The following is a 25,622-nucleotide window of genomic DNA, read 5'->3' as shown; positions in this document are numbered from 1 at the left end:
GCACTTATACTTTTAATTCTGCCACAAATTCGCGAATTTGCAAGAGTGCATCTTCACGACGATCGGCATTCATCAGGTCGGAAATCAGAGATTCGATAGTCCGGACGATGGCGCTGCCTACGACGACGCCGTCGCACAGCTCGGAAAAGCGCTCTACCTGCTCGCGACTGGAGATGCCGAAGCCCACAGCAACCGGCAGATCGGTACGGGAACGAACGTCGCGGATAAAGGCATCAACGCCTTCATGAAACGAAGCACGTTCGCCTGTAACACCAAGCGACGATACGCAGTAAACAAAACCGCGTCCGTGATCCAAAATGCGACCAATTCGCTCGATCGATGTTGGAGCAATAAGAGGAATCAATGCGATATTGACACGATCGGCCCGTTCACGCATTTCTTCGGCTTCTTCATGCGGCAAATCCGGTATGATGAGGCCGCTGATTTCGTTTTTTGAAGCTTCCGCAAAAAAATCGTCCAGTCCCATCTGCAGTACCGGGTTATAGTAGGTGAACAGCACAAACGGCATTTTCACGCCGCGTGCCCTAGCCTTGCTTGCAACGTCGAGACAGGTCCGCACGGTAATCAGCTGCTGGAGTGCACGTGAGGAGGCCCGCTGAATGACAGGACCATCCGCCAGAGGATCGGAGTAAGGCACCCCCAGTTCCAGTACATCTGCTCCTGCCTGTTCCAAATGCTCAATAATCTCCAATGTCGTCTCAATGTCCGGATCGCCTACGGTCAGGAAGGGGATCAATGCTGTACCATCGCTTTTTCTGATCCGTTGGAATGTCTCTTCGATCAGATTGGGAAGATTGGAATTTCCACTGACAGAAGAAGTATGGACTGCATCGGCCGACAATCCTTCCGCGGCGTTATGGTTCATTGCGACTCGGTTCATCAAATTCGGCTGCTTCATTGTCCGTCTCCTCCTTCTTTTTTTTCGTAAGCCATGATCGACTCGACATCTTTGTCTCCCCGTCCAGACAGACAAACGATCAGCAGTTTGTCGCTGCCAAGCTCCGGTGCGATCTTCCCGGCCTGAGCCAGGGCATGCGCCGACTCCAAGGCCGGAATAATGCCTTCGGTTCTGCAGAGCAGCTTAAGCGCATCCAGCGCTTCTTCGTCGGTAATCGGAACGTACTGGGCACGTTTGATATCCTTGAGATACGAGTGCTCCGGACCTACTCCCGGATAATCCAATCCCGCGGAAATCGAGTGTGCCGGCTGTACCTGACCGTATTCGTCCTGCAGCAGGTAACTCATGGAGCCTTGGAACACCCCTTTTGTACCCAGTGTCATTGTCGCCGCATGCAGTGGCGTATCAATGCCTTTTCCTGCCGCTTCGACGCCGACAAACTTGACATCTTCATCATGTACGAACGGATAGAACATCCCGATGGCATTGCTGCCGCCGCCGACTGCCGCTACGATCGTATCCGGAAGCCGTCCTTCGGTCTCCAAAATCTGGCGACGCGTCTCATCGCCAATTACCCGTTGGAAATTCCGCACCATTAGCGGATACGGATGCGGTCCTACGGCCGATCCCAAGATATAAAAAGTATCGTGTACGTGACTGACCCAGTAGCGCAGCGCCTCATTGCCGGCATCCTTGAGCGTTTTCGTTCCCGACAATACAGGAACCACTTCCGCTCCAAGCAGCTTCATTCGGAAGACGTTTAACTGCTGACGCTGCATATCTTCCTCGCCCATAAACACCTTACATTCCAGGCCGAGCAGTGCTGCTACTGTAGCGGTCGCTACGCCATGCTGGCCAGCGCCCGTTTCCGCGATCACTTTCTTTTTGCCCATGCGAACAGCGAGCAGTCCTTGACCCAGCGCGTTGTTGATCTTGTGCGCACCCGTATGGTTCAAGTCTTCGCGCTTTAAGTAAATTTTTGCGCCGCCAAAATGTTCCGTCAGACGCTTCGCATAGTACAGCGGCGTTTCGCGGCCGGAATACTGCTGCAGCAGGTTGTTCAATTCGGCGTTGAATTCTTCGTCTGCCGAATATTTGAGGTAAGATTGTTCCAATTCAATCAATGCGTTCATCAGCGTTTCGGGAACGAAACGTCCCCCGAAATCACCGTAGCGTCCTTTTGCATCCGGTACCTGACCAATCATGATAAAACCGCCCTTTCTACGAATAGAGTCATTTTTTCCATATCTTTATGTCCGTCGCTCTCAACGCCGCTTGAGACGTCGATTCCGTCCGGTCCGTAATTTCGTACCAATTCGCCTGCGTTGTCCGGCGTCAGACCACCGGCTACAAACAACTTCAATCCGTGCGCATGCGCCGCTTCCCGATACAGCGGAACGATCTCCCAATTAAACGTTTTACCGGAACCTCCGCCGTACAGTGGATCGTACGTATCAATCAGCATGGCATCGACTGCCCCTTCGTAGGCGGAACACAGACGTTCGGCACGATCCGCATGCGATTCGCCGCTGTCTTCGCTGCCAATCGATACTGCTTTGAATACCTGGATGCCAAAACGTTCACGCACTTTACGGCACATATCTGGATTTTCCTGACCGTGCAGCTGCACAACATCCAGCGCAGCAATTGACAGTACATATTCCAGCTCATCCATGGACGGATTCACGAACACGCCCACAACATAAGGTCTGGCCATCTGACGGGTATCCAGTTCCCCAATCAGTTCGGCGGCCTGCTTAGGCTCTACCTGTCTCCTGCTGGGTGCGAATACCAAACCGATATAATCCGCCTGCAGTTCCTCCGCCTTAAGCATAGCTTCTGCTGTACGAATACCGCAAAGCTTTATTTCCGGGCGCTTCGGCGTGCTATCTGTCCGTTCCGACTCTGTCCGGCTGCGATCCATTACCGCAGCCCTTTCTCAATCGAATTTCCGAATCCCGAAAGGAGAACATCAGGCAGCGGACCCATAACTTCCGTTACCGCCTCGCCGATCACGGGTCTGCGCATGAATGTTTCTCCGATCAGCACTCCATGCGCGCCATTTGCACTGACATAAGCGACATCTTCCGCGTTACGAATAGCACTCTCGCTGATAAGCAGCGCCCGCTCCGGTACGAGTGCGGCAAGTTCGGCAGTCACTTTCAAACTGGTCTCAAACGTATGCAGGTTCCGATTGTTTACTCCGATCAAGCCCCGATCAGTCACTGCCAGTACCGTTTCTAATTCTTCCGCATTATGCACTTCGATCAGTGTGTCGAGTCCAAGCGCTTCCGCAAATGTTTTGAGCTCACGCAGCCGCTTTTCGGGCAAAATAGCTGCAATAAGCAGCACCGCATCGGCACCGATCAGCCTCGCCTCGTAAATTTGTGTTTCGTCGATCACAAAATCTTTACGAAGCAGCGGTAAACTTACAGCTTGACGAATCGCGGTCAAATATTCGGAACTGCCTTGAAAATAATCGCGGTCGGTGAGTACCGACAGACAGTCGGCCCCCGCCGCTTCGTAAGCCTCTGCCAATTGTACGGGATGAAAGTCTTCCCTTATCAATCCCTTGGACGGAGAGGCTTTCTTGACTTCGGCGATCAGCGCCATATTTGAACGTTTCGGTCGGCGCAGCGCTTCTTCAAAGCCTCTAGTCGGCGGCATTGCCGCAATATGACGTTCCGCTTCCGCAATGTTCAGCGTTTCCTTCAACTGCTGAACTTCTCTTCGTTTCGTCTCTACAATTCGATCAAGATACATATCCGCATTCCTCCGTTATCCGTACAAGTTGTTCGAGTTTGTTCAAGGCCAGACCCGAATCTACGATATCTGCCGCCATCCGTACACCCGCTGCCAAATCTTCGGCTGCTCCGGCGGTATAAATGCATGCACCCGCATTTGCCAGTACGATGTCACGCCGGGCACCGCGCTCTCCCGACAGCACTCCGCGTACGATCCGTGCGTTATCGGCAGCGTCACCGCCAAGAATATCTTCAAGCGGATAACGAGACAAACCAAGTTCTTCCGGTACAATGTCATACGTGCGAACAACGCCATTCTTCAGTTCCGACACTCGTGTCGGACCCGATACACTGATCTCGTCCAGGCCGTCGAGTCCTGCAACGACCATCGCGCGCTTTGCGCCCAGATTGCCAAGTACCGAGGCGATCTGTTCCGTACGGTCTGCATCATACAGACCGAGCAGCTGCCGGTCGGCACCGGCCGGGTTCGTCAGCGGTCCCAGCAGGTTAAACACGGTGCGTACGCCCAGCTCGCGGCGAGGAGCCGCCGCATGCTTCATCGACGGATGATAGGTCTGCGCGAACAGAAAGCAGAGGCCGATCCGATCCAAGCATTCCGCTGCCTGGCTGCCGTTCAGTCCAATGTTGACGCCCAGCGCTTCCAGTACATCGGCGCTGCCAGCGCGTCCGCTTGCCGAACGATTGCCGTGCTTGGCAACGCGCACAGAAGCGGAAGCCGCAATCAGCGCGGATGCAGTAGATATATTGAACTTATGGATGCCCGAACCGCCCGTTCCGCATGTATCGAGCAGCCCTTCCTTTATCGTACCGACCGTATTGGAAAAACCGCGCATCGCTTCGGCAAAACCGGTAATTTCCGCTACCGTTTCTCCTTTCATTCGCAGTGCCAGCAGAAATCCGCCAATCTGTGCAGATGTTGCCTCACCCGACATGATACACTCCATTGCAGCCTTCGCTTGTTCGCGGGACAATGAAATTCCTTCCGAGGTCAGCGTCAACGCTTCCTTAATATCAATTATAGGCTGTGTCTGTTCCTTTATATACCCGTTCTGTGATGTCTGCATAAGATTCTCTCCTTCGAGGTCGAATAGGTTCGAGCGCCTCGAGGCCGCCCCCGGAAGTGTTCATTCTGCTGCTGTGCTGCCATTTCGTTTTACCGCGAAATACAGATAAAAGGAAATCAGCCTGCGGGTATGAAAAAAGACCCCCGCTTTGCAGCAGAGGTCTTCGGATCAAGCCGACAATTCCCGAATTGATAGGGAAGCCGACCGATATTCCGGAGGGTCGCATTCGTTGATGTATAGATTAAAAAATCCGCGGAATTTTGTCCCCGAACCTCTTCCTATACGCTAACTCTGCTCAGCCTGACTCTGCTCTGTCTTGCGGTCTGTACCGCATCGGCCCCTTCGGGCCACACGATTCTTCGCCGCTGCCCGAGAACACTCCTGCTCCCGGCGCAGCTGCGCGAATCCTTAACTTTGTTCATTACTATACCCGATTAGCGGATGGATGGCAAGCGCACTCACCATTCGCTTTTTCAAAAAGCCGATTATAGCTGCTTCTGTCTGGCCAAGTCCGGACGCAGAACCGTCGCTCCGCGCTGATAGACATGCTGAATTTCGCGCTGGCCCTTTTCCGTATTTACCTGGATCATCAATCGGATACACCGGGGCAGGCTTCCTTCTACCGGAATCTCCATCGCACACATGAGAGGAACGAAGTCCCAGCCGGGCTGGCGCCGAACGGCTACCGCCGGGAAAGCGGCATCCAAATCATGCGTAACCGTAATCCAAATATTGCTGACCGTTTCCGGATCGATTTCGTTGCGTTGGATCATTTCGGCGACAAGTTCTTCTGTCGCCGCATAGATGTCCTCGCTGCTGTTTTGTTCCACCGTTGTCGCTCCGCGAATCCCGCGATTATAAATTACGATTGTTCTTCCCTCCCTTTCAGACGTTCAATGATCGTTCTAACCGTATCCGCATCCACATCGTTGGCAATCTCGACGCTTCCGATACCAAGTGGAACGATAAAGACCATTTTGCCTTCTCTGAACTTCTTGTCGCGCTGCATGGCTGTCATCAGCGCTTCGCTGTCGATATCCTCCGGCAGCGTTACCGGAAGTTCCAACGCTTTCAGCATGGATACCGTTTCCGCATACAGGCCTGCCACTCCCCGTTCCTCACCCAGTAGAGCTGCTGCGGCCATACCGACAGAAATCGCTTCGCCATGCAGAAACTGTCCGTAGCCCGCTACCGCTTCAATCGCATGCCCGAGCGTATGACCCAGATTCAAAATCGCCCGCAGGTCGTTCTCCCGCTCGTCGCGCGAAACGATCTGTGCCTTGATTCCGCAGCCTTTTTCCAAACCGTGAGCAAGCGCAGCCGCATCGAGTGCCAGCAGATGCTCCGCATTGTCCCGGCACCAGTAGGCGAATTCTTTATCCCAGATCAGTCCATGCTTCACCATCTCCGACAATCCGGCGCGAACTTCGCGGGGAGGAAGGCTTTTGAGCGTATCCACATCATAGAGGACAAGCTCCGGCTGATGAAACACGCCGATCATATTTTTTGCAAGCGGATGATTGACGGCTACCTTGCCGCCCACGCTGCTGTCATGCGCAAGAATTGTCGTCGGCACTTGAACAAAACGAATGCCGCGCATATACGTTCCGGCCACAAAACCTGCCAGATCTCCGACTACGCCGCCTCCAAGTGCCAAGATCGTCGAGGAACGATCTAACCCGGCTTCGATCGCCTGAGTAATCAAATCGTTATACACGTCCAAAGATTTGGATTGCTCACCGGCCGGTACGACTGCACTGACAGTGCGGTAACCATCGTTCTTAAGCGACGTTTCCAGCTGCTGAAGATACAGCGGCGCAGTATTTTCGTCGCTGACAATCATCAGAGGGCTTTTATCCGGCACGCTGGCTTTCCGAAGATATGCAGCCGCATTAGCCAGCAGATTTTCGCCGATCACGATCGGATACGACCGCTCTCCCAGCTCTACCGTCAGCGTCTTCAAGGTCGCCGCCATATTAGTAGTTCTCCAGTTGACGCTTGTAATTGTCGTAGTTGGCTCTGATCTCCTCCATGGAGTCTCCGCCAAACTTCTCCAGGAAAGCTTTGGCTACTTCCCAGGCAACTACACTTTCCATCACGACGCTTGCTGCCGGCACGGCACAGGCATCAGAACGTTCGACTTGGGCATTGAATGCTTCCTTTGTATCAATATCTACACTGCGCAGCGGCTTGTACAGCGTCGGAATCGGCTTCATCACACCGCGGACAACGACCGGCATACCATTCGTGATGCCTCCTTCAAAACCGCCGAGGCGGTTCGAAGCGCGTGTGTAGCCAGTCTCTTCACTGTACAGGATTTCATCATGTACCTGAGACCCCCGCAGAATGCCCGCCTCAAATCCGATACCGATCTCGACGCCCTTGAAAGCGTTGATCGACATGACTGCCTGTGCAATTCGTGCGTCGAGCTTCCGATCATACTGCACATAACTGCCCAGCCCTACCGGCAGACCTTCCACAATACATTCCACGATACCGCCGACCGAATCGCCGTCTTTTTTGATCTGATCGATGTAAGCTTCCATCTTCTTCTCGGTTTCTTCGTCCACCACACGCACCGAAGAAGCTTCCGTACGGCTGATCAGCTCATCAAGCGGCAGATTATTGGCCGGAGCGGCAATCTCGCCGATTCGCAGCACCTGTCCGCCGATACGAATACCGAATGCTTCAAGCAGTTGACGTGCCAGTGCGCCGACGGCGACACGAACGGCCGTTTCGCGAGCGCTGGAACGTTCCAACACGTTGCGCAAATCTTTGAGATCGTATTTCAAGCCTCCGTTGAGGTCCGCATGACCGGGACGCGGGCGGTGTACACGGCGCTTCTCTTCATCCGTCCCTTCGATAGGCTCGATGTTCATAATCTTCGTCCAGTGTTTCCAGTCATTATTGGCGACAACGAGTGCGATAGGCGCTCCTGTTGTCTGACCGTGACGAACGCCGCCAACAATATCGGCGCGATCCTGCTCGATTTGCATGCGCCGGCCGCGGCCGTATCCCTTTTGTCTGCGCAGCAGCTGGAAATTCAAAGCCTCGAAATCGATCCGCAGATTGCTCGGCATCCCCTCAACGATCGCGGTCAGCTGCGGACCGTGGGTTTCCCCTGCGGTCAAATAACGTAAACTCATGACACGTTCCCCCTTTAAACTTTTAAACTGTAAACGACTAAAATCTCTAAATGTCTTTGCCCATTATATCATTTGCCTGTTACTTCTCCAAGCCACTTTACACTTTGCGTCAGACTATACCAAAAAACCGCCGTTCTCGCAATTAGCGAGCATCGGCGGCTTTACATGTTTTGGAAAAAATCAGATTACAGTTTTTTGTAAAAGAAAGTGTCGCACGGCTCAAGTCCGTATTGTCCCGGCGAGAAGATTTGCTCTGTGCTGCCTACAAACAGAACGCCGCCTTTGCGCAGACTGGCCGCAAACTTGTGGTACAGTGTCGACTTTGCCTCTTCCGTAAAGTAAATCATGACATTGCGGCAAACGATCAGATCGTAGCCGTCGTCAAATTTGTCCGTCAGCAGATTCAGCTTCTGGAAGTTCACCGCACGTTTCAGCTTGTCATCAACTTTGTACATCATGCCTTCAGCTTTGAAATACTTCTCTGCCACTTTCGACGGCACATCTTTCAGCGAACGTTCCAGATATTGACCCTGCTTGGCTTTCGCCAATGCGCCTTCGTCAAGATCCGCCGCATTGAGTTTGGAGTCTCCCAGAATACCATGGCCGTCAAGGATCATGGCAATCGTGTAGGGTTCTTCTCCTGTCGAGCAAGCTGCACTCCATACTTTCAGACCTTTTTTCCCGCCTGCACGCAGTTCGGGAATAATCGTATCTCGCAGTACTTCCCAACGATTCGGGTTGCGCCAAAATTCAGACACGTTGATCGTCATCCGGTCGAGAAACTCATAGAACAGCGCTTTGTCTTTCTTCATGGCTTCGAAAAACTGAGCAAACGTATGATAGCCGTGCTTACTGCGCAGCGTAGTCAAACGACGCTTCATCTGCGCTTCCTTGTATTGGGACAGGTCGATTCCCGTACTCGCATTTACATTTTTGATAAACCCGCTGTAGTCCGGGTCGCTTCCCGAGGCTGATACTTCTTCGCGCCCCGCGCCGCTTCTAATCAGATCCATCGCGCCACCGCCTTGTCATAATCAAGCTGTTCCGCTTCAGTGAAGAAATTAGCGATTTCCCGTTCGGCGCTTGCCGGGCTATCCGATCCGTGAATAAGGTTGAACGGCGTATGTGCCGCAAAATCTCCACGAATCGTTCCCGGCTGCGCTTCCGTAACTTTAGTCTTCCCCATGGCGATTCGGGACAGCGCAATGACATCGTCGCCTTCCCATACCATTGCAAATACCGGACCAGATGTGATGAATTCCACCAGGTTTCCAAAAAACGGCTTGCCTTCGTGTTCGGCATAATGACGCTTGGCCTGTTCTTCGGATATCTGCATGAATTTCCCCGCCACCATCTTAAAACCTTTGTCTTCGAATCGGCTAACGATTCGTCCGACCAGTCCACGCTGCACTCCATCGGGCTTAACCATCAAAAAAGTACGTTCCATCGGTAATCTCCCACTTTCGGCATATGATTTATTATCGGCTGAAGCGCTTGCTTTTTATAGAGTTAAACGTCTAGCTTCCAAAATCCTGCCTGCATTTCTGAAAACAGGTTCAATTGTTGTTCGAAATCGAACAAAATTGAACCTGTAAAAGAATATGCTGGCTGTTCGATTGTAGATGTTCCGTTCAATATGTGCGTTTTGATACAAAATGCGCAATGTCGCGCAGGTGCCTGCATGCACGAATATCAGGCAGTCTGTCCAGCGCTTCCAGCGCTTTTTGCGTGTAGCGATCCGCCAATTCCTCGGCTTTTGCTATGCCTTGACTGCCGGTAATCATGCTTACAGCCGTACTGACATCCGTTCGACCGTTCGCTTCATGAATGCGTGTGATCTCCTGCAGCAGTGGAGTACGCAGTGATTCTTCCTGCAGTGCGTACAGCACCGGAATGGTAATATTGCCCTGACGGATGTCACTGCCCGGCGGCTTGCCGATTTGCTTTTCCGTTCCACATAGATCTAACAGGTCATCGCGGATCTGGAACGCCATACCCACATTATACCCGTAGTTGTACAACTCCCGCGCCGCTGCAGCCGAAGCGCCGGCTGCAAGTGCGCCAAGCTGGCAGCTTATTGCGATAAGCAGAGCCGTTTTTCGGCGAATACGCAGTAAATATCGACGAATACTCTGTCCCGAGTTGAAAAAGTCGCGAATTTGCTCCATTTCTCCGATCGACATTTCGACCATAGCTTTCGACAGAATGCGATGAATCCGTGGATCTTCCAGCCCTGCTGCAATTTCCAGCGCCTTTGCATAGATATAATCTCCCGTATACATGGCAATCCGATTATCCCATTTGGCTTTGACCGTCAGCTGCCCCCGCCGTGTTTGTGCATTGTCGATCACATCATCGTGAACGAGTGAGGCCATGTGTATTAGCTCCAGAGGCACAGCGACGCGCTTCAGTTGGTCCAGCTCATATGTACCGAATTTGCCGCCCAACAGTACAAAAGCGGGACGAAGCCGCTTTCCTCCAGCCTTGAGCAGATGCATGGCCGCTTCACCAAGCGCCTCGCTCTCAACCTCGATACTGGCATACAGCGAACGTTCAACAGCATCCATATCCTTCTTTAATGTTCCGAAGATCTCCATTCGTTTCATTCGTTCACCCGTATCTGCATAGTATCGGTCCAAATTTCAATATCTACCGTCTCCGGCAGAAGTCCCATCTCCCGAGCGTAACGGAAGTAAAGGCTAAGGCCGTCCAACCGTTCCCGAGTCAAGTCGTAATTCAGATTTGCAAAATACTCGTTCCAATACTCCAATTCCCCGCCCAATCTGGACTGCGCTTCTTTCGCTACCGGAGTCAGGTCTTTCATACTTTGAAGTTTGCTCGCGACCAAAGCTTCGGTCAGTTCGCTGATCCGCTCTGGATAACGAGAAGCCGCTTCTTTTGAAACGGTCCATACCGCAAACGTCATACTTTTACCGGTCCAGGCTTTCCACTCCACTCCCAAATCGGTCACTACATATCCGCTGTTTGCCCAATCCGCACGAATCGCATGATCGCCGATCAAAAGTGCCGCATCCGCATGCTCCAGCATCTTTTCCAAATCCGGCTCGCAGGTTACATATTCCGGTTTGGCTCCGTATGCTTTTTCCGCAATTATTTTCAATAAGTTGACGGATGTTGCGGATGTGTTGGTCAGCGCGATCCTGCCGTGCACCGCTTCATCAAAGGGCCTCTTGGAAAAACAAAGAATCGATTTGACGGGACCGTCCGCGCTCACCGACAAACCCGGCAGCAGCAGAAACTTATGAGCTGCCATACCGTAGGCGAAAGAGGAAACCGGACTCATGTCCAATTCTCCTTCAAGGAGAAGGCGATTTAATACGGCCGGCAGCTCGGTTCTTGTCGTCGCCGGAAAACTTAATGAAGAGGGATCGAAGTAATGGTAAACCGGCCAGACGTTGGTATAGAGGATACGCCCCAGCTGCAGCACACTGTTATCTATCACGTTTCCTCCCCCCATCTTTTAAACAACTTATGCCCAATCCCAACCGTGTCCAACACTTTGCCTACCAGAAAGTCTACAGCTTCCTCAAGTGTACGGGGACGATGATAAAAAGCCGGCATAGCCGGAACCATCTTGACCCCCAGCCGTGACAGCTTCAACATATTCTCCAAATGAATGGCATGAAGCGGCGTTTCTCTAGGCACCAAGACGAGCGGACGACCTTCTTTTAACATGACATCGGCCGCTCGCGTCATCAAATTGTCCGACGAGCCGTGAGCGATTGCCGACAGCGTCCCCATTGAACAAGGGGCGACGATCATTCCCTCAGCCCGAAAAGAGCCGCTGGCGATCGACGCCCCAATATCCGCCACCGGATGATAGATTAGGCGTCCGGCACGGTCGCTAAAGCGTCGTTCCAGCTCTGCTTCCCGGCTGGAAGCGTCAAAATCCATCTCTTCCTTGAGCACGCGCCAGCCGGCGTTCGAAACGACGAGGTGTACGGTGAATCCTTCTGCCAACAGCTCTTCCGCCAGGCGGACCCCGTAAACGCTGCCGCTAGCTCCCGTAATCCCCAACACCCAGTGTCTTCCCGTTCCCGCCAGTTCGTTTACCAATACTTCACCACCAAATCAATCAGAGTGAACACGAAAACAATACCGCTGAGCCAGCTGTTCATCGTAAAGAATGCAGTCTGCACACGGCTGAGATCGCTTGCCTTGACGATACGATGCTGATAAAACAGAATGGAGCAGGCAATCACTACTCCTGCCGCGTACCACCATCCAAGCGGCGTCATGAAGGCCAATGCAATCAATCCGGCTGCAGTTACCGCGTGGAAACCTTGAGCAATCTTCAACGCTTTCTCAAGACCAAATCGGCTTGGAATGGAATAAATGCCTTCACGGCGATCAAAGTCGATATCATCGCAGGCATAAATAACGTCAAAGCCTGCTGTCCAAAACGCAACCGCAATATAAAATACGAGTGACGACCAACTGAAGCTGTCCGTTACGGCAGCCCAGCCGCCAAGCGGAGCGAGCGCGATTGTCGCGCCAAGTACAAGGTGGCATAACCAGGTAAAGCGCTTCGTGTACGAATACGCGATAATCAGGAAAGCGGCGATTGGGAACAGCTGCAGAGCAAAACGGGACAGTTCCAGCGTAGCCCACAGGAACAAACCGAAGAAAACGACGACAAACACCGCCACTTCGCCCGTTTTCAGCATACCGGCCGGAATAGCGCGTTTTGCCGTACGCGGATTTTTGGCGTCGATGTAACGGTCGATGAGACGGTTCATGCCCATGGCGGCGCTGCGTGCCCCAATCATGGCCAGCAAAATCCAACCGATCTGTGCCCAAGAAGGCAGATGTCCGTTAATGACCACGGAGCCTAGCAGCGTCCCCATAAAAGCAAAGGGAAGCGCAAATAAAGTGTGTTCGATCTTGATCATTTCTAAAAAGACGCCGATTTTCCTGAACATTCTATTTCTCCTTAATTCCGATATGCAGGGCGGCAATGCCGCCGGTAAGCGCGTAGTCCTGAACATCTCTCAGCCCTACGTCGCGGAAAATATCTGCCAGCTCTTTGCGGCCCGGGAACAGCTTAAGCGAATCCGGAAGCCACTTGTACTGCTCATAACTTTTGGCGAACAGCTTGCCGAGTTTCGGAAGCATTTGTTCAAAATAAAAATAATAGAGCCCCTTGAAAGGCTGGCTCGTCGGTTTGGACAGTTCCAGGCAAACAACCATGCCGCCCGGCTTAACTACCCGCTGCATTTCTTTAAGTACCTGCACCGGGTCCGGTACATTGCGCAGGCCAAAGCCGATCGTTGCGTAATCGAACGAGTTGTCGGCAAAAGGCAGTTCCATTGCGTTTCCTTGAAACAATTCAATCTGACTACCGTGCAAATTCCGGGCAATCTTCTGCCGACCGACATCCAACATCGCCGGACTAAAGTCTAATCCCTTCACTGGTCCGCTTCCGCTCGCCTCGGCCAAACTGATGGTCCAATCACAGGTCCCGCAGCACAAGTCGACAGCGCTATCTCCTTGGGATACCGCCATTTTTCGCATCGCAAATTTACGCCAAGCCTTATGCCGGTTAAAACTCAAAATGTCGTTCATCCGGTCGTACTTCGGCGCAATCTGCTGAAAAACGTCGCGAACAAACTCCTCTTTCGGTTTCGACGAATCTGTCATGATTCCATCACCTCGCCTTTCGTTTTGGCAGCAGCCAAAAAGCGCGCGGACAGCGGCAGGAGCGAAGCCCGGTCGATTCTGTCTGAAAGAGAGCCAATACGGTCTTCGAAGCGCTTAGCGAAGTCATGCAGGAGTGCAGCTAGCTCAGCGCACAGCTGCTCTCTCTCCGCCGCTTCCCGAAGCCGCCCATTTCGGAATGCCAGACCTTCATACGCCTCGCCATCTACAGCAGCAGCCAATTCGTCGGATGCCGCTTCACACAGACCGACCAACATTAACAGCTCCTGCCACTGGGATAGCAAGGGTTCTTCCAATAGGCAGTCAAATCCAGCGAACAGACGCACGTTGATCCGAGCTTTTTCGTCCAGGTACTCGCGCAGCTCCAACTTCGAATCCGATTGCATCCGCAGATACAGTTCCATCTTGCTGCGGTTCATATCGGCAATCGCACGGCTCAGCTCTGCGACCATTGCAATCTCTCCTGCCCCGGCTAGAAGCTGATAAAAAAGACTGCTGTAATAGTCGCCCGCCAGCACCTTGAGCTGACGAGTACGCATTGCCTGCTCCTCTTCGCTGTCGTCCCCCGGCGCAACTCGGTCGTGAATATCAAGCCCCGTCTGCAGCAGCCCGGTAACGATTCCGTACACCTCGCTTTGAGCGGCGTAATCGGAAGCTTCAAGAAAAGCGTGCAGCAGACGCAGACGCGCATCCGGCAGCGCAGGAATAGCCGTATGCTTCCGGATCATATCATATCCAGTATATTTTTTGGTTTTCTCCGGTACGCAGTAGGGTTTCATCAATAGGCCTCCGACTTTTTCCAACGTTCAACGCTATTTTTGTCACAATCTTTTCTATTATAGCATACGCTTTTTCAAACAACTAACGCAATTGCTCAGGACTCGGTCTCGATATTGCCGTGCTTTGTAAACACCGTTGCTTTGCCTCGAACTTTGATCGCAGACGTATGATCGGTAAACTGCGCGATCAATACCTCTCCTTTATCCAGCTTTTCCGTATGGTGAAAGCGGGTATCCTGTCCGCGTGTCAGCCCGATCACATGGACGCCGTTTTCATGAGCTTTAATGACAATGTAATCGGCTTTTTCTGAATGCTCCATTATAATTCCTCCTTTATTTATTGTTGCATGCTTGAGTTATCGTCATACAGTCTATTTATGATGGCAAATGGCTGGTTATATTGTCAACCATATCGCAACAAAGCGATGTGGTTGACAAGAATTGTAAATGCTATATCGTAATAAAGCTCGAAATAAGAATGATAAGGTTAATGAGGATAATCCACCCTATTCCTCTAAAAAAAGAAAAAGGCCGTGAATGTATATTCACGGCTCCTTCCTCATCATCGAACGAAAACGTTCGAGATGTTCAAAATCTTCAATCCCCAAGGATTATGTAGATTTTATTTAATTCCGTCTTTCAAGGCTTTGCCTGGTTTGAAAGCAGGAATCTTGCTTGCTGGGATTTCGATCTCTTCACCGGTTTGCGGGTTACGTCCTTTACGGGCGGAACGTTCGCGAATCTCAAAGTTTCCGAATCCAACGAGCTGTACTTTCTCGCCGTTTTGCAGAGCAGCAGCAATAGCTTCGAAAACAGCGTCAACTGCTTTGGTTGCTTCTTTCTTGCCAAGCTCCGATGCTTCTGCAACGTGGCTGATCAGGTCAGATTTGTTCATGCGTTTCACCTCCTGTTACAATCATACCCGGCACTCGTCCGAGAGTGCCCGCCGAAAAGGCGTATTTGGTCTTTCCGATATGCCTGAATACAAACTGCTGTAAGGACAAAGGCCGGAAGTCTCAAACTGCCCAGAACTTGCGTTCTGGAGGCAACAAACATATAGTAATACACCAGGCTTATAATTTCAAGCGTTTCATAGGCTGTACTAGAGAATTAAAGCGGGACTTTCACCCGCTTATCCCCAAAAATCTTCATCTGCCTGCTTCTGCCGTTCAAGCTGCAAACGAACGGCACGCTTCAGCGGATCTTCCGGTGTCGTTACCGTTACTTCGCCGCATACTTTAGCTTGGCAGGCAAGTCGGACACCTTGTTCCAGGCTTCCGCCCAACTTTCTGCGCTCACCTTCGGCAGGCGGGAGTACACCCGATTCGACAGAATTCAGCGTTACCTTGCACATCAGACAACCCATTTTCCCTTCACAGCGTACCGGAATATGTACGCCAGCCGAACGAGCAGCAGTCAGCAAAGTCGTTCCCGAACGTACTCGGACACTTTTTCCTTCAGGCAAAAACGAGACGGTAAATCGGTCATCCGGCATATCGAGTCCTCCCTTCGCAAAAACGGATTGATCGAATTGCCTGAGATTCACAGTACAGCCCCTGACTTGTTACCGTATGCCAACGGATATCATAAATCAGGTATGCCACTGCTCCCATGTTTCCTGCGAAATCATCTCCATCTCGGTCTTCGGACCGCGTCCCATCAGCGCTTCGACTGCCGTACGCGGATCAAGACCTTCGAACAGCACATGATACAGCTGCTCTGCAATCGGCATTTGGACTTTGTATTTCTGCAAAATCATATGTGCCGCTTCTATAGTCCGAATACCTTCGACAACCATGCCCATGGAATCAAGTACTTCCTGGAGTGGCTTTCCCTGACCAAGCAGATAACCCGCTCTCCAGTTCCGGCTGTGCCGGCTTGTCGCTGTCACTACCAGATCGCCAACTCCGGCCAGACCGGAAAATGTAAGCGGATTGGCCCCCATTACCGTACCAACCCGGGTAATCTCTGCCAGTCCACGGGTCAACAGCGCGGCTTTGGCATTATCTCCATATTCCAATCCGTCCGACATTCCTGCGCCCAGCGCGATAATGTTTTTGAACGCTCCTGCTAATTCCGCTCCAAGCACATCCCGGTTCGTATAAACACGGAAATAAGCGTTCATCAACAGATTTTGCGCAAGCTCGGCCTCTTTTTCTTTTGAAGAAGCCACTACGATCGTTGTGGGACGCCGACGCGCCACTTCCTCCGCATGGCTTGGTCCGCAGATAACGCCAATCTTCGATTCGTCGCACTCCAGTTCTTCGGCAATGATTGTCGACATACGCTTGAGCGTATCGATTTCCAATCCTTTTGTCGCATGAATACAGAGCATGTCTTCACGCCAGAACGGCTTGAGCATTCTTGCGACTTCCCTCATTACCTTGGAAGGCGCAACGATAATGACCGCTTCGGCATCTTTTACCGCTTCTTCCATACTGGTTGTAGCACGAATTCCGTCCGGCAGCTTAACCCCCGGCAGGAAGCGTGAATTTTCACGTGTCTTATTGATTTCATTGACTTGTTCCTCGCTCCGCGCCCAGAGCCGGACATCGTGACCATTGTCGGCCAGCACCATTGCCAGAGCCGTTCCCCAGCTGCCGCCTACCAATACGCACACTTTTTTAGCCAAGGCTGCGCTCCTTCCCGCCGGACTTCGAGCCCAGCTTGTTCTCCGTTCCGTTCTTCAGCTTGATCAGATTGCTTCGGTGCCGCCAAACGGCAAGCGCCCAGATCAACAGGCTGACGGTCAGTACCGATGCTCCAAAATCGTGCCAATTCGCAGCTTTATAAATGATCAGGAACACTGGCGTCAGGGTTACAAACAGGAGCGAACCGAGTGAAACATAACGGGTGAAAACAATGGATAGAATCCCGATAACACCAGCCCACAAAGCCGGGAAGAAGCAGAGCGTTGCGAGCATTCCGATTGTTGTCGCAATGCCCTTTCCGCCCTTAAAGTGAAAATACAGCGGCCAATTATGTCCAGCTACCGCTGCCAAGCCAGCCAAGGCAGGTGTCCACTCATAATCCGGCGCAAGCCATCGACCCAGCCAGACCGCAAGAATGCCTTTGCAAATATCCAGCGCAAGCACCAAAATTGCCGGCCCTTTGCCCAGTACCCGAAGCGTATTGGTTGCACCAGCGTTGCCGCTTCCATGATTCCGGATATCGATACCTTTGAACAATTTGGCGAATAATACGCTGAAGCTGATCGAACCGAGCAAATAAGCGGCTGCGATCGCAATCCCCGATAATATCATTGTTCGCTCTCCTTCGCGCAATTGAACTTTTGCGTTCTCTTACAGCATGTTTTTAAATAAACGTATCCTCCAAATAAATGAAGATTTCCACTTTCTTTATGCTGCCGAAGAGCGGGTGCACGCGCTTAAGGAGCATAAAAGGCATGGACGACGAATTTTAAAGACATGCTTTGGGGCGTGCTTCAACGCACGCTTTATTATTCTTTATCTTCAGACTTCCGTCTTGTGAAGATACGAATTGGCGTTCCTTCAAAATCGAAAGCGGCACGGATTTTATTCTCCAAATAACGCTCGTAAGAGAAATGCATCAGTTCCGGTGCGTTCACGAATACCACGATGGTTGGAGGCTTCACAGCGACCTGAGTCGCATAGTTGATCCGCATACGACGCCCTTTGTCTGTAGGTGGAGGGTTAATGGCTACCGCATCGGAGATCACGTCGTTTAGCAAGCCTGTCGGGATACGACGGGAATGCTGTTCGGCCGCTTGATTGACGACAGGCAGCAGCTTATGCACCCGCTGTCCGGTTAATGCCGACAGAAATACAACCGGCGCATAGGTCATAAACAGGAAGTGATCGCGAATGCTTTTTTCAAAATGCTGCATCGTTTTATCGTCTTTCTCGACAACATCCCATTTGTTCACGACGAATATCGAGGCTTTGCCCGCTTCCAGCGCATAGCCTGCAATGTGCTTATCCTGCTCGATGATACCTTCTTCGCCATTGATTACGACAGCTACCACATCTGCACGTTCAATAGCTCTCATTGCACGCATAACGCTATATTTCTCCAGGTTCTCGTAAACCTTACCGCGCTTACGCATACCGGCCGTATCGATCAGAACATACCGTTGACCGTCTCGTTCGAACTCGGTATCGATTGCATCTCTCGTTGTTCCCGCTACATCGCTGACGATCACTCGCTGTTCGCCAAGCAGAGCATTAACGAGAGAGGATTTGCCTACATTTGGACGGCCAATTAGTGCGACGCGGATGACGTCTTCGTCGTACTGCTCGTCTTCCGTATCCGGAAGCTTTTCTACAATTACGTCCAGCAGATCGCCTACGCCGCTTCCGTGCGCACCCGATACAGCAATTGGATCGCCCAGACCCAAATTATAAAATTCGTAGGTATCATCCATACGATTCATATTGTCGACCTTGTTGACCGCCAAGATGATAGGCTTTTTGGAACGGTACAGCATCTCCGCCACTTCGGAATCGGATTGAGTCAGTCCCGATTTCGCATCGCACATCAAGACGATTACGTCTGCTTCTTCGATCGCAAGCTCCGCTTGAGCTTTGATCGACTTAAGAATTTGCTCATCGTTCAGTTCGATACCTCCGGTATCAATAATACTGAAAGATCTGCCGTTCCATTCCCCTACCCCATAAATTCGGTCACGGGTTACGCCCGGTTTGTCCTCAACAATGGACAGACGATCGCCGATAATACGATTAAAGATAGTAGATTTACCGACGTTCGGTCTACCTACGATCGCTACTACAGCTCTTGCCATTTGATTATTCCTCCTTGTCAGCCGCAGCTGAAACTTCCCGTTACACGACAAGAAACGGCTGAACCTTTCCATACGGATCGGCCCCCGTTTCCAGTCGGCATACCAAGATGCGCATTCAGCCGATTTTCCAGCCGATTATTCTTATATTGCACAAACGGCGAACCCGCAGCGGGTCCGCCGTTTGCTCGTAGCTATGCTTGTAACGCCTTATTCTTCAGACTGGCCCAGCTTGTCCTTGAGCGCGCTCAGGTCTGCAAAACGCTCGCCCAGCGAAACGTTCATGCTCTGGTTGCTCAGCGAAACGTTAGGGTTGTCGATTTTCTCGACGCGTGGTCCCTTATCGCGGCCTTTGAAAGATCTTTCCGGTCTGTCGGATCTTTCGGACTTCTCGGAGCGAGCTTCACCTGCAGGAGCTTCTTCAGTTTCTTTGATGCTCAGGCTGATGCGCTTTTCGGAAGGATTTACGTCCAATACTTTCACTTGAACCGTTTGTCCTTCTTCCAGCACTTCTTGAGGTGTGCCGATGTGCTTATGGGAGATCTGGGAAATGTGAACCAGACCTTCTACGCCAGGAGCGATCTCAACGAATGCACCGAAAGGTACAAGACGCTTAACTTCGCCGCTGATGATTTCACCTTGGCTGAACTTCTCCGAAGCCGTTTCCCATGGTCCTGGAGTTGCAGCTTTGATACTCAAGCTGATTTTTCCTTTTTCTGGATCCACTTTCAGAACTTTCACTTTAACCGTGTCGCCTTCAGATACCGCGTCGGAAGGTTTGCCGACATGATGCCAAGCCATTTCGGAAACGTGAACCAGACCGTCAACGCCGCCTACATCGACAAATGCGCCGAATTGAGTCAAACGCTGTACTTTGCCTTCGATGACTTGTCCTTCTTGAAGTTCAGCCATAACTTTGTGCTTATTGGCTTCGAATTCTTCTTCCAGAACATCTTTGGCGGACAGGATTACTTTGTTGTTTTCGCGGTCCAGTTCTTTGACGCGAACGCGGATCGTACGACCTTTGTAATCGCTGAAATCTTCGACGAAGTGACGCTCTACCATCGAAGCCGGGATGAAGGCACGTACGCCCACGTCCGTCACAATACCGCCTTTAACAACGTCTGTGATTGTAACTTCGAAGATTTCTTTGCTCGCCAATTTCTCTTCGAGTTGATCCCAAGCTTTAGCGCCGTCGATTGCGCGTTTGGACAGAACCATTTGCTCTTTGTTGTCGTTAAGGCTGACAACTTTTGCAACGACTTCCTGACCAACTTCAGCGCCTTCTTCCAGCTCGCGAGTCGCGATTACGCCGTCGTATTTATAACCGATGCTGACGTACGCTTGGTCATCGTCCAATTTCACAATCGTTCCTGTAACCGTATCGCCCTTAGTCACGCTAACGACTTGATCCAGCTGATCCTGCGTAGCCGTTTCCTCGTTTACTTCCTGGTTTACTGCTTCTTCATTTTGATTTCTTGTCTCTTCCGACATGTTCAATACCCTCCTCGATTCAAAACCCTCATATTTAAACCCGCTGTGCGCAGGGTTCAAAACAATGCTTCTTTGGCCGCCTTTATTTGCCCAGTCGGGCAATCTCACGGTCGGCCAGGCGCACGATCTCGTCCGCAACCTCATTGATGGTCATGTTCGTCGTATCGAGCACCGATGCATCATCCGCACACATAAGCGGCGACACCTCGCGACTGCGGTCCAACTCGTCCCGTTCCGCAATTTCGCGTTCAAGCTGTTGAAGCGTAATGACTTCGCCGGATTCCGGCAGTTCACGGAATCTGCGCCGTGCGCGTTCTTCAACGGTTGCAGTCATAAAAATCTTGACTTCCGCATCTGGAAGCACGGTGGTTCCGATATCGCGTCCGTCCATGACGACGCCTTTGCGTAAAGCCATTTGCCGCTGTGCGGCAGATAACTCCGCACGCAGCCCCTCGATTTGCGCATATCGGGAAACCGTTCGGTTAACCGCAAGCGAACGAATCTCGTCCGTTACATCGTATCCCGAAAGCGTTACCCGCTGACCGTCTTCTCCCGGCACCAGCTCAATGTCGATAGCTTTCATGCGTTCAAGAACCCCAGTCACATCTTCCGCTTCGATGCCCTGATTTAGCATATCCCATGTTACCGCCCGGTACATCGCACCGGTATCGACATAAACATAGGAAAGCTTACTGGCCACCATGCGTGCGACCGTACTTTTCCCTGCTCCTGCAGGGCCGTCGATCGCAATGTTGATTCTGAACTCCCGTTCCCCGTTAGAGCTGGACAAGGGGGCATTCCTCCTCAAGGCCGCCTACTACAGACAGGCTTCTCAATCAATAAAAAAGCAGGCTGTGCCTGCGACAATAAAATTATAGCATAAGGATCCTCAATTTGCAAAACGTCCATACATGAAAGGACAAAGCCTTCGCCGCTCATCTCACTTGTATTAGAAAAACGGCAGAAGGCGTAGTCTCAACGGTTTCGAAAATCCAACTGCCGTTCGAAACAATAGCGAATCACTTTTTGTCGGTCGCCATCGGCTATTTGAGTAAAGGATAAGCTGATCGTGTTCCGGTTGGTCCCCGGTTCCTTAACACGCATAACCTCACCGCTGAATGGGATATGATCAACATCGCCGCTCTTGTACGCAAGCAAAATCCATCCATTCAACTGCTGATTCATCTGAATGGAGTGATCATCAGGAGCAATAAAGGAAAGGCCTCCTCCGCTCAAATCGAAAGTTACCGCAGTAAAATGAAGTTCGGGTGACAGCACTGCAATTTCTACCTGTGCAGGAACGCGTAAATAATGTCTCCGTTGAACTTTAGAAATATCCTCCGGCATTGGCTTGCTGATTCGCATTAGAGGGATTGCATCGTCGTGGTATCCCAGTACGTGTGACGTGAAATAATACTTTACCCCGTCTTCCGTCATATAATTGACCGAAAGCTCCTCGCCCAAGCGAAGCCGGCTTATCCGGGTTCCCAGCATCGGAATTTCTACCAATAGAGATTGTTCTTCCATCTCCGAAATTCGGGAACGGTGTTCGTTTTCGGGTTGGGATTCCATAGATACGGGCTGCATAAACAGCATATCGTTGGTTTTCGGATACATTTTGATCGCCCGCCTTCATTCTTCGTATGCTTGTCTTACCGGCTTAATGCAGCTTAAGCAGGCTGCCAGGCCGTCAGTTATCATTAGTATAACATGGCACAATTCTCTTGTGGGCCTAACCTCCCAAAAACACAAAGAAAGCCCGATCGCAAGCTTATAAAGGCTTGAAACGGACTTCAGGCAAAAATAATAATGCTATTGAATCGGTTCTTTTAAATCAGGCTTCCTTTTTTTCAGGCAGCCCGGTAGGTTGAACAGCTTGATTTGCAGCAGGGCGCCGAGTCGGTTCTTCCTTTTTTAGGAAACGGAAGGGGGAGCGATTATTCGCTTTCCCAACCTTATCCATGCCGCCATACCACATAAGCAGCATGAACGGAACGATATACCATATCCAATAATGACCGGATACATTAAGGATAATATCGTACAACCCGTGCCAAAGCAGCGGCATGATCAACGACATAGCCAAAAACTTTTTCCGCTCTGCCGCTTTTGCAAATTTGGCTCTTCCCAGATAGTACCCCATTACAACACCGAACATCGCATGACCAGAAACAGGCAGCAGTCCGCGAAGGAGCAGTGCGCCGAAGGAGGCCTTTAAGGAAAAGGCATACATAATATTCTCCAAGGTAGCAAATCCGAGAGAAACAGCCACTGCGTATAGAATGCCATCGTAAGGCTCATCGAATTCGGTATGATTGTAAATGAAGTGGAACAGAACGAACCATTTGAACGTTTCTTCCACGCCTGCAGAAATACCAAAAGCGAACAGGTAAGGGTTATCGCCAAATGCCCGCAGCAGTCCCTGCTGTACGATTGCAATCGGAAGCACGACCAAAAAGCCGAGCAAAAACATTCGCAGAACCATGTGCAGCGGTTCCGCATCATATTTGTCCTTAAGATAGAAATAGAACAGCAGCGCAGCACCCGGCGTAACCGCCGCAACCAAAATTGTTAGAACGAGCAAAGCGTTCCCCTTTCCCGCCCGCTTACGGCGAAGTTTCTGGCACTTCTGCAGTGCACAAACGGAAACGGCCGCCCCGAGCAATCGGGACGGCGCCATTTCTCACAGACCTATTCAGGCCCGACGGTCAAAGTGCTCGCAAATCTGGGCAATCGCCCGCTCCGCCATAACTGGCTTACCGTACTCTTGAAGTACGGACGTAGTGACCGAAGATGAGCTGCCGAATTCGGCAAGCACCGCAATTAGAGATTCATGCAAAGAATCTTCGAAATCCTCCGCAGAAAAATGCAGGAACCAAGCGTTCTTATAATGGTACAGCGAACCGCCCTCGGGTACCCGTTCGCGCAGCAAATGAGCCGCTTCGATAAGGGGTTCGATATCGTGGAAGGAGTAAACGATCGTATCGCTTGCCTCCATAGTCACTTCCATTTCATAAACTTCATCCGGCATTTCCTCGTCTCCTGTATCCGAATGGAGCGGATCGTATTTGCCCTTCGTTACGACGACCACCATCCCCTGAGCGGGAAGCGCAAACACTTCTACGGCAAGAGGGCCAGTCGCATCGAATCCAAGTTCGGTATAGGCTTGATCCATCATTTCGGTAAACAGATCATGGACTCTAGGAATTTCCTGCCACATGTCTTCCCTTTGAATGCCGCGTTCGTTCAGATCGTCGGACGAAAGGAAGATACGGATTTTATCCTGGCTCAATCGTTCAATTTTCACGACAGGACCCTCCTTTTGGAGTCGTTTTTTTGGGAAAGGGCCTCCCAATGTGGTGCGTTTTATATTATATAACCACATATTTATGTTATCACTTCTTTTCTTTAAATGCACGCCCAGATGTCGTAACCTTTCGATACATCACTCTCTTTTCAAAAAAATTTCCTTACCATGCTTTTTTGAACTTTTACGATGGAACAATTCCAACCTCTCACATGATTCAACAATTTAGCGAGAAGGTTACAAACCAGTTGTGCGCTGTAAATGCACTTTAGAGTATGCTAAGCTTTTAAAGGCTGCTTAAGAGCTACATAGTGCCACAAGAGAAGACACAAATGCACAGTAGAAAGCGAGATGAATGACAGATGTGGAAAAAGACGGCCATGTTTTGGTTGGCGGCCGGCCTCGTACTCGGCGCCTGTGGAAACACTGCCGATGAAGCGCAGACAACCGCTGCCGGACAAACTCCTGCGGAAACGCAGCCGGCGGATGCGGGGCAAACGTCAGTCGAAGCGCAGCAGAGTACAGACGGAATGCAGCAGTCTCAGTCGAATGGAGACGCCGTACAGACGGAATCCGAGCCGGCTGAAGCCGCTCAGAGTGACGAAACAGATGCCGCGGACAATACCGCGCAGGCAGATGATTCCGATGCGGACGACAGCGCGGCTGCCGACGAAGAAGTTCCGATCGAATATCATATGAACGCCAATTATGATATCGTTCCGAACGAGGGCAGTGACGCTCCAAAAAAAGTTGTGCTGCTGACATTTGACGACGGTCCAAAAGAAGCCGAAATGATTAACAGCATGATGGATACGCTCGACAAGCACGATGCCAAAGCGATCTTTTTTGTCAACGGATATCGGGTTAAAGCCAATCCCGACCTGCTCAAGCTTATCCATGACCGAGGCGGCATTGTAGGTAACCACAGCTATGATCATATTATTCTCAAAAAAGAAAGCGACGCTGAGATCAAGAAGCAGCTGGAAGACACGCAAAATATTGTGGAGCAAACGATCGGCCAAGCACCACAATTTTTCCGTCCGCCAAACGGTGCAGGCAACGATTACACACGTAAAGTCGCCGCGGATAACAATATGCTGCACATGAACTGGTCAGTCGGCTCGCTCGACTGGGTAAACCAGAACGATTCGCAGGGCGTTATCGACAATGTCTTCGATCAACTCCATTCGGGCAGCAACATTTTGATGCACGAGCTTCCTTGGACGGTTGAGGCGCTCGACGATCTGCTGACTCAGCTGGAGGAAAAAGGCTATGAGTTTGTTGACCCGCGCAGCATCGATACGACCAAGCAGCCTTAAGTTTCAAAACAAACTTTCTATTTCCGTCGAAGTCGTACAATCCAAAGTCGTAAAATATGGATACAAACTTGAAAAGCCGTCCCAGTTGTGGTCCTAGCCCCGTCAAGTAGACACTAAAAAACACAGTTTCTCAAGCGACGACCTTTTCCCGAAACTCTTTCGGGGAAAGGTCGTTTAGTTTGCTTTGGAAACGTTCCTCATTGTAATACGTCAAGTAGTCCGCAATTTGGTGCCTTGCTTCTTCAAGTGTGTTAGGATTCTCCAGATACAGTTTCTCAGTCTTTAGATGCGAAAAAAACGACTCGACACACGCATTGTCAAAGCAGTTGCCCCGTCTGGAATGGCTGCCTGTGAGTCCTTTTGCTTGCAG

General features: G+C 51.2%; 29 protein-coding genes. 1 reads left to right on the top strand and 28 read right to left on the bottom strand.

Going from position 1 to position 25,622, the window contains the following annotated elements; translation table 11 throughout:
* Positions 1–4: 4 nt before the first annotated feature.
* The 27 genes from trpA to F456_RS0107460 all read right to left on the bottom strand — a co-directional run bounded on the left by trpA (position 5) and on the right by F456_RS0107460 (position 23,933).
* On the bottom strand, positions 5–919 hold the full coding sequence (gene trpA / locus F456_RS0107590) for a tryptophan synthase subunit alpha (RefSeq protein WP_018976411.1): 915 nt from the start codon (positions 917–919) through the stop codon (positions 5–7).
* Positions 916–2,121, bottom strand: a complete 1,206-nt coding sequence (gene trpB / locus F456_RS0107585) for a tryptophan synthase subunit beta (protein ID WP_026293726.1) — start codon at positions 2,119–2,121, stop codon at positions 916–918. Before trpB ends, trpA begins: the two co-directional genes overlap by 4 nt.
* Complete coding sequence (locus F456_RS0107580; RefSeq protein ID WP_018976409.1) at positions 2,121–2,843, bottom strand: phosphoribosylanthranilate isomerase; 723 nt, start codon at positions 2,841–2,843, stop codon at positions 2,121–2,123. Before F456_RS0107580 ends, trpB begins: the two co-directional genes overlap by 1 nt.
* Positions 2,843–3,682 (bottom strand): indole-3-glycerol phosphate synthase TrpC, encoded by an 840-nt coding sequence (trpC, locus tag F456_RS0107575; RefSeq protein ID WP_018976408.1) that lies wholly within the window; start codon positions 3,680–3,682, stop codon positions 2,843–2,845. Before trpC ends, F456_RS0107580 begins: the two co-directional genes overlap by 1 nt.
* Complete coding sequence (trpD, locus tag F456_RS0107570) at positions 3,672–4,748, bottom strand: anthranilate phosphoribosyltransferase (RefSeq protein ID WP_018976407.1); 1,077 nt, start codon at positions 4,746–4,748, stop codon at positions 3,672–3,674. The genes trpC and trpD overlap by 11 nt, the downstream gene beginning before the upstream one ends.
* Positions 4,749–5,233: 485 nt before the next feature.
* Positions 5,234–5,611, bottom strand: coding sequence for a chorismate mutase (gene aroH, locus F456_RS0107565; RefSeq protein WP_026293723.1), 378 nt, complete (start codon positions 5,609–5,611; stop codon positions 5,234–5,236).
* Entirely contained in the window at positions 5,611–6,711 is a 1,101-nt protein-coding gene (aroB, locus tag F456_RS0107560; RefSeq protein ID WP_026293722.1) for a 3-dehydroquinate synthase, read from the bottom strand. Before aroB ends, aroH begins: the two co-directional genes overlap by 1 nt.
* A 13-nt stretch (positions 6,712–6,724) precedes the next feature.
* A complete protein-coding gene (gene aroC, locus F456_RS0107555) occupies positions 6,725–7,894 on the bottom strand; it encodes a chorismate synthase (protein WP_018976404.1) in 1,170 nt (389 codons plus the stop codon).
* Positions 7,895–8,079: 185 nt separating this feature from the next.
* Entirely contained in the window at positions 8,080–8,907 is an 828-nt protein-coding gene (locus F456_RS0107550; RefSeq protein ID WP_018976403.1) for a CheR family methyltransferase, read from the bottom strand.
* Positions 8,898–9,341: a nucleoside-diphosphate kinase gene (gene ndk, locus F456_RS0107545; RefSeq protein WP_018976402.1), complete on the bottom strand. Its 444-nt coding sequence runs from the start codon at positions 9,339–9,341 to the stop codon at positions 8,898–8,900. The genes F456_RS0107550 and ndk overlap by 10 nt, the downstream gene beginning before the upstream one ends.
* A gap of 184 nt (positions 9,342–9,525) precedes the next feature.
* Positions 9,526–10,500 (bottom strand): polyprenyl synthetase family protein, encoded by a 975-nt coding sequence (locus tag F456_RS0107540; RefSeq protein WP_018976401.1) that lies wholly within the window; start codon positions 10,498–10,500, stop codon positions 9,526–9,528.
* Complete coding sequence (locus F456_RS0107535; protein ID WP_051086715.1) at positions 10,497–11,372, bottom strand: menaquinone biosynthetic enzyme MqnA/MqnD family protein; 876 nt, start codon at positions 11,370–11,372, stop codon at positions 10,497–10,499. The genes F456_RS0107540 and F456_RS0107535 overlap by 4 nt, the downstream gene beginning before the upstream one ends.
* The gene (locus F456_RS0107530; RefSeq protein WP_018976399.1) at positions 11,354–11,971 is read right to left on the bottom strand and encodes a UbiX family flavin prenyltransferase; all 618 of its coding nucleotides are present in this window, start codon (positions 11,969–11,971) and stop codon (positions 11,354–11,356) included. The genes F456_RS0107535 and F456_RS0107530 overlap by 19 nt, the downstream gene beginning before the upstream one ends.
* On the bottom strand, positions 11,965–12,837 hold the full coding sequence (locus F456_RS0107525; RefSeq protein WP_018976398.1) for a UbiA-like polyprenyltransferase: 873 nt from the start codon (positions 12,835–12,837) through the stop codon (positions 11,965–11,967). Before F456_RS0107525 ends, F456_RS0107530 begins: the two co-directional genes overlap by 7 nt.
* Position 12,838: 1 nt before the next feature.
* On the bottom strand, positions 12,839–13,555 hold the full coding sequence (locus F456_RS0107520; protein WP_018976397.1) for a demethylmenaquinone methyltransferase: 717 nt from the start codon (positions 13,553–13,555) through the stop codon (positions 12,839–12,841).
* Positions 13,552–14,352, bottom strand: coding sequence for a heptaprenyl diphosphate synthase component 1 (locus tag F456_RS22055; RefSeq protein WP_018976396.1), 801 nt, complete (start codon positions 14,350–14,352; stop codon positions 13,552–13,554). Before F456_RS22055 ends, F456_RS0107520 begins: the two co-directional genes overlap by 4 nt.
* A 95-nt stretch (positions 14,353–14,447) precedes the next feature.
* Entirely contained in the window at positions 14,448–14,672 is a 225-nt protein-coding gene (mtrB, locus tag F456_RS0107510; protein ID WP_018976395.1) for a trp RNA-binding attenuation protein MtrB, read from the bottom strand.
* A gap of 302 nt (positions 14,673–14,974) precedes the next feature.
* Positions 14,975–15,247: an HU family DNA-binding protein gene (locus tag F456_RS0107505; protein ID WP_018976394.1), complete on the bottom strand. Its 273-nt coding sequence runs from the start codon at positions 15,245–15,247 to the stop codon at positions 14,975–14,977.
* Positions 15,248–15,484: 237 nt separating this feature from the next.
* Positions 15,485–15,847 (bottom strand): 2Fe-2S iron-sulfur cluster-binding protein, encoded by a 363-nt coding sequence (locus F456_RS0107500; RefSeq protein ID WP_018976393.1) that lies wholly within the window; start codon positions 15,845–15,847, stop codon positions 15,485–15,487.
* Between the two features lie 96 nt (positions 15,848–15,943).
* Entirely contained in the window at positions 15,944–16,984 is a 1,041-nt protein-coding gene (locus F456_RS0107495) for an NAD(P)H-dependent glycerol-3-phosphate dehydrogenase (protein WP_018976392.1), read from the bottom strand.
* Entirely contained in the window at positions 16,977–17,615 is a 639-nt protein-coding gene (gene plsY, locus F456_RS0107490; protein ID WP_018976391.1) for a glycerol-3-phosphate 1-O-acyltransferase PlsY, read from the bottom strand. Before plsY ends, F456_RS0107495 begins: the two co-directional genes overlap by 8 nt.
* A gap of 197 nt (positions 17,616–17,812) precedes the next feature.
* Positions 17,813–19,135, bottom strand: coding sequence for a ribosome biogenesis GTPase Der (gene der / locus F456_RS0107485; RefSeq protein WP_018976390.1), 1,323 nt, complete (start codon positions 19,133–19,135; stop codon positions 17,813–17,815).
* A 207-nt stretch (positions 19,136–19,342) separates the two neighbouring features.
* Positions 19,343–20,626: a 30S ribosomal protein S1 gene (rpsA, locus tag F456_RS0107480; RefSeq protein ID WP_018976389.1), complete on the bottom strand. Its 1,284-nt coding sequence runs from the start codon at positions 20,624–20,626 to the stop codon at positions 19,343–19,345.
* An 82-nt stretch (positions 20,627–20,708) separates the two neighbouring features.
* Positions 20,709–21,416 carry a (d)CMP kinase gene (gene cmk / locus F456_RS0107475; RefSeq protein WP_018976388.1) on the bottom strand — a complete coding sequence of 236 codons (708 nt, stop codon included), beginning with the start codon at positions 21,414–21,416 and terminating at the stop codon, positions 20,709–20,711.
* 185 nt (positions 21,417–21,601) lie between these two features.
* Entirely contained in the window at positions 21,602–22,243 is a 642-nt protein-coding gene (locus F456_RS0107470; RefSeq protein WP_018976387.1) for a flagellar brake protein, read from the bottom strand.
* A 217-nt stretch (positions 22,244–22,460) separates the two neighbouring features.
* Positions 22,461–23,210 carry a glutamic-type intramembrane protease PrsW gene (gene prsW, locus F456_RS0107465; RefSeq protein WP_018976386.1) on the bottom strand — a complete coding sequence of 250 codons (750 nt, stop codon included), beginning with the start codon at positions 23,208–23,210 and terminating at the stop codon, positions 22,461–22,463.
* Between the two features lie 111 nt (positions 23,211–23,321).
* Positions 23,322–23,933 (bottom strand): genetic competence negative regulator, encoded by a 612-nt coding sequence (locus tag F456_RS0107460; RefSeq protein WP_018976385.1) that lies wholly within the window; start codon positions 23,931–23,933, stop codon positions 23,322–23,324.
* 362 nt (positions 23,934–24,295) lie between these two features.
* Between F456_RS0107460 and F456_RS0107455 the strand changes: the two genes are divergently transcribed.
* Positions 24,296–25,252: a polysaccharide deacetylase family protein gene (locus tag F456_RS0107455; RefSeq protein ID WP_040925052.1), complete on the top strand. Its 957-nt coding sequence runs from the start codon at positions 24,296–24,298 to the stop codon at positions 25,250–25,252.
* A gap of 130 nt (positions 25,253–25,382) precedes the next feature.
* On the opposite strand, the gene F456_RS22050 is transcribed toward F456_RS0107455, so the two are convergent.
* Positions 25,383–25,622 (bottom strand): IS3 family transposase (locus tag F456_RS22050; protein WP_018976383.1); only part of this gene is annotated, 240 nt, incomplete at its 5' end.

Source organism: Saccharibacillus kuerlensis DSM 22868, from assembly GCF_000378145.1.
In the GTDB taxonomy this organism is placed as follows: domain Bacteria; phylum Bacillota; class Bacilli; order Paenibacillales; family Paenibacillaceae; genus Saccharibacillus; species Saccharibacillus kuerlensis.
Note: the sequence above shows the minus strand (reverse complement) of the source record. Positions and strands in the feature narration are given on the sequence as shown.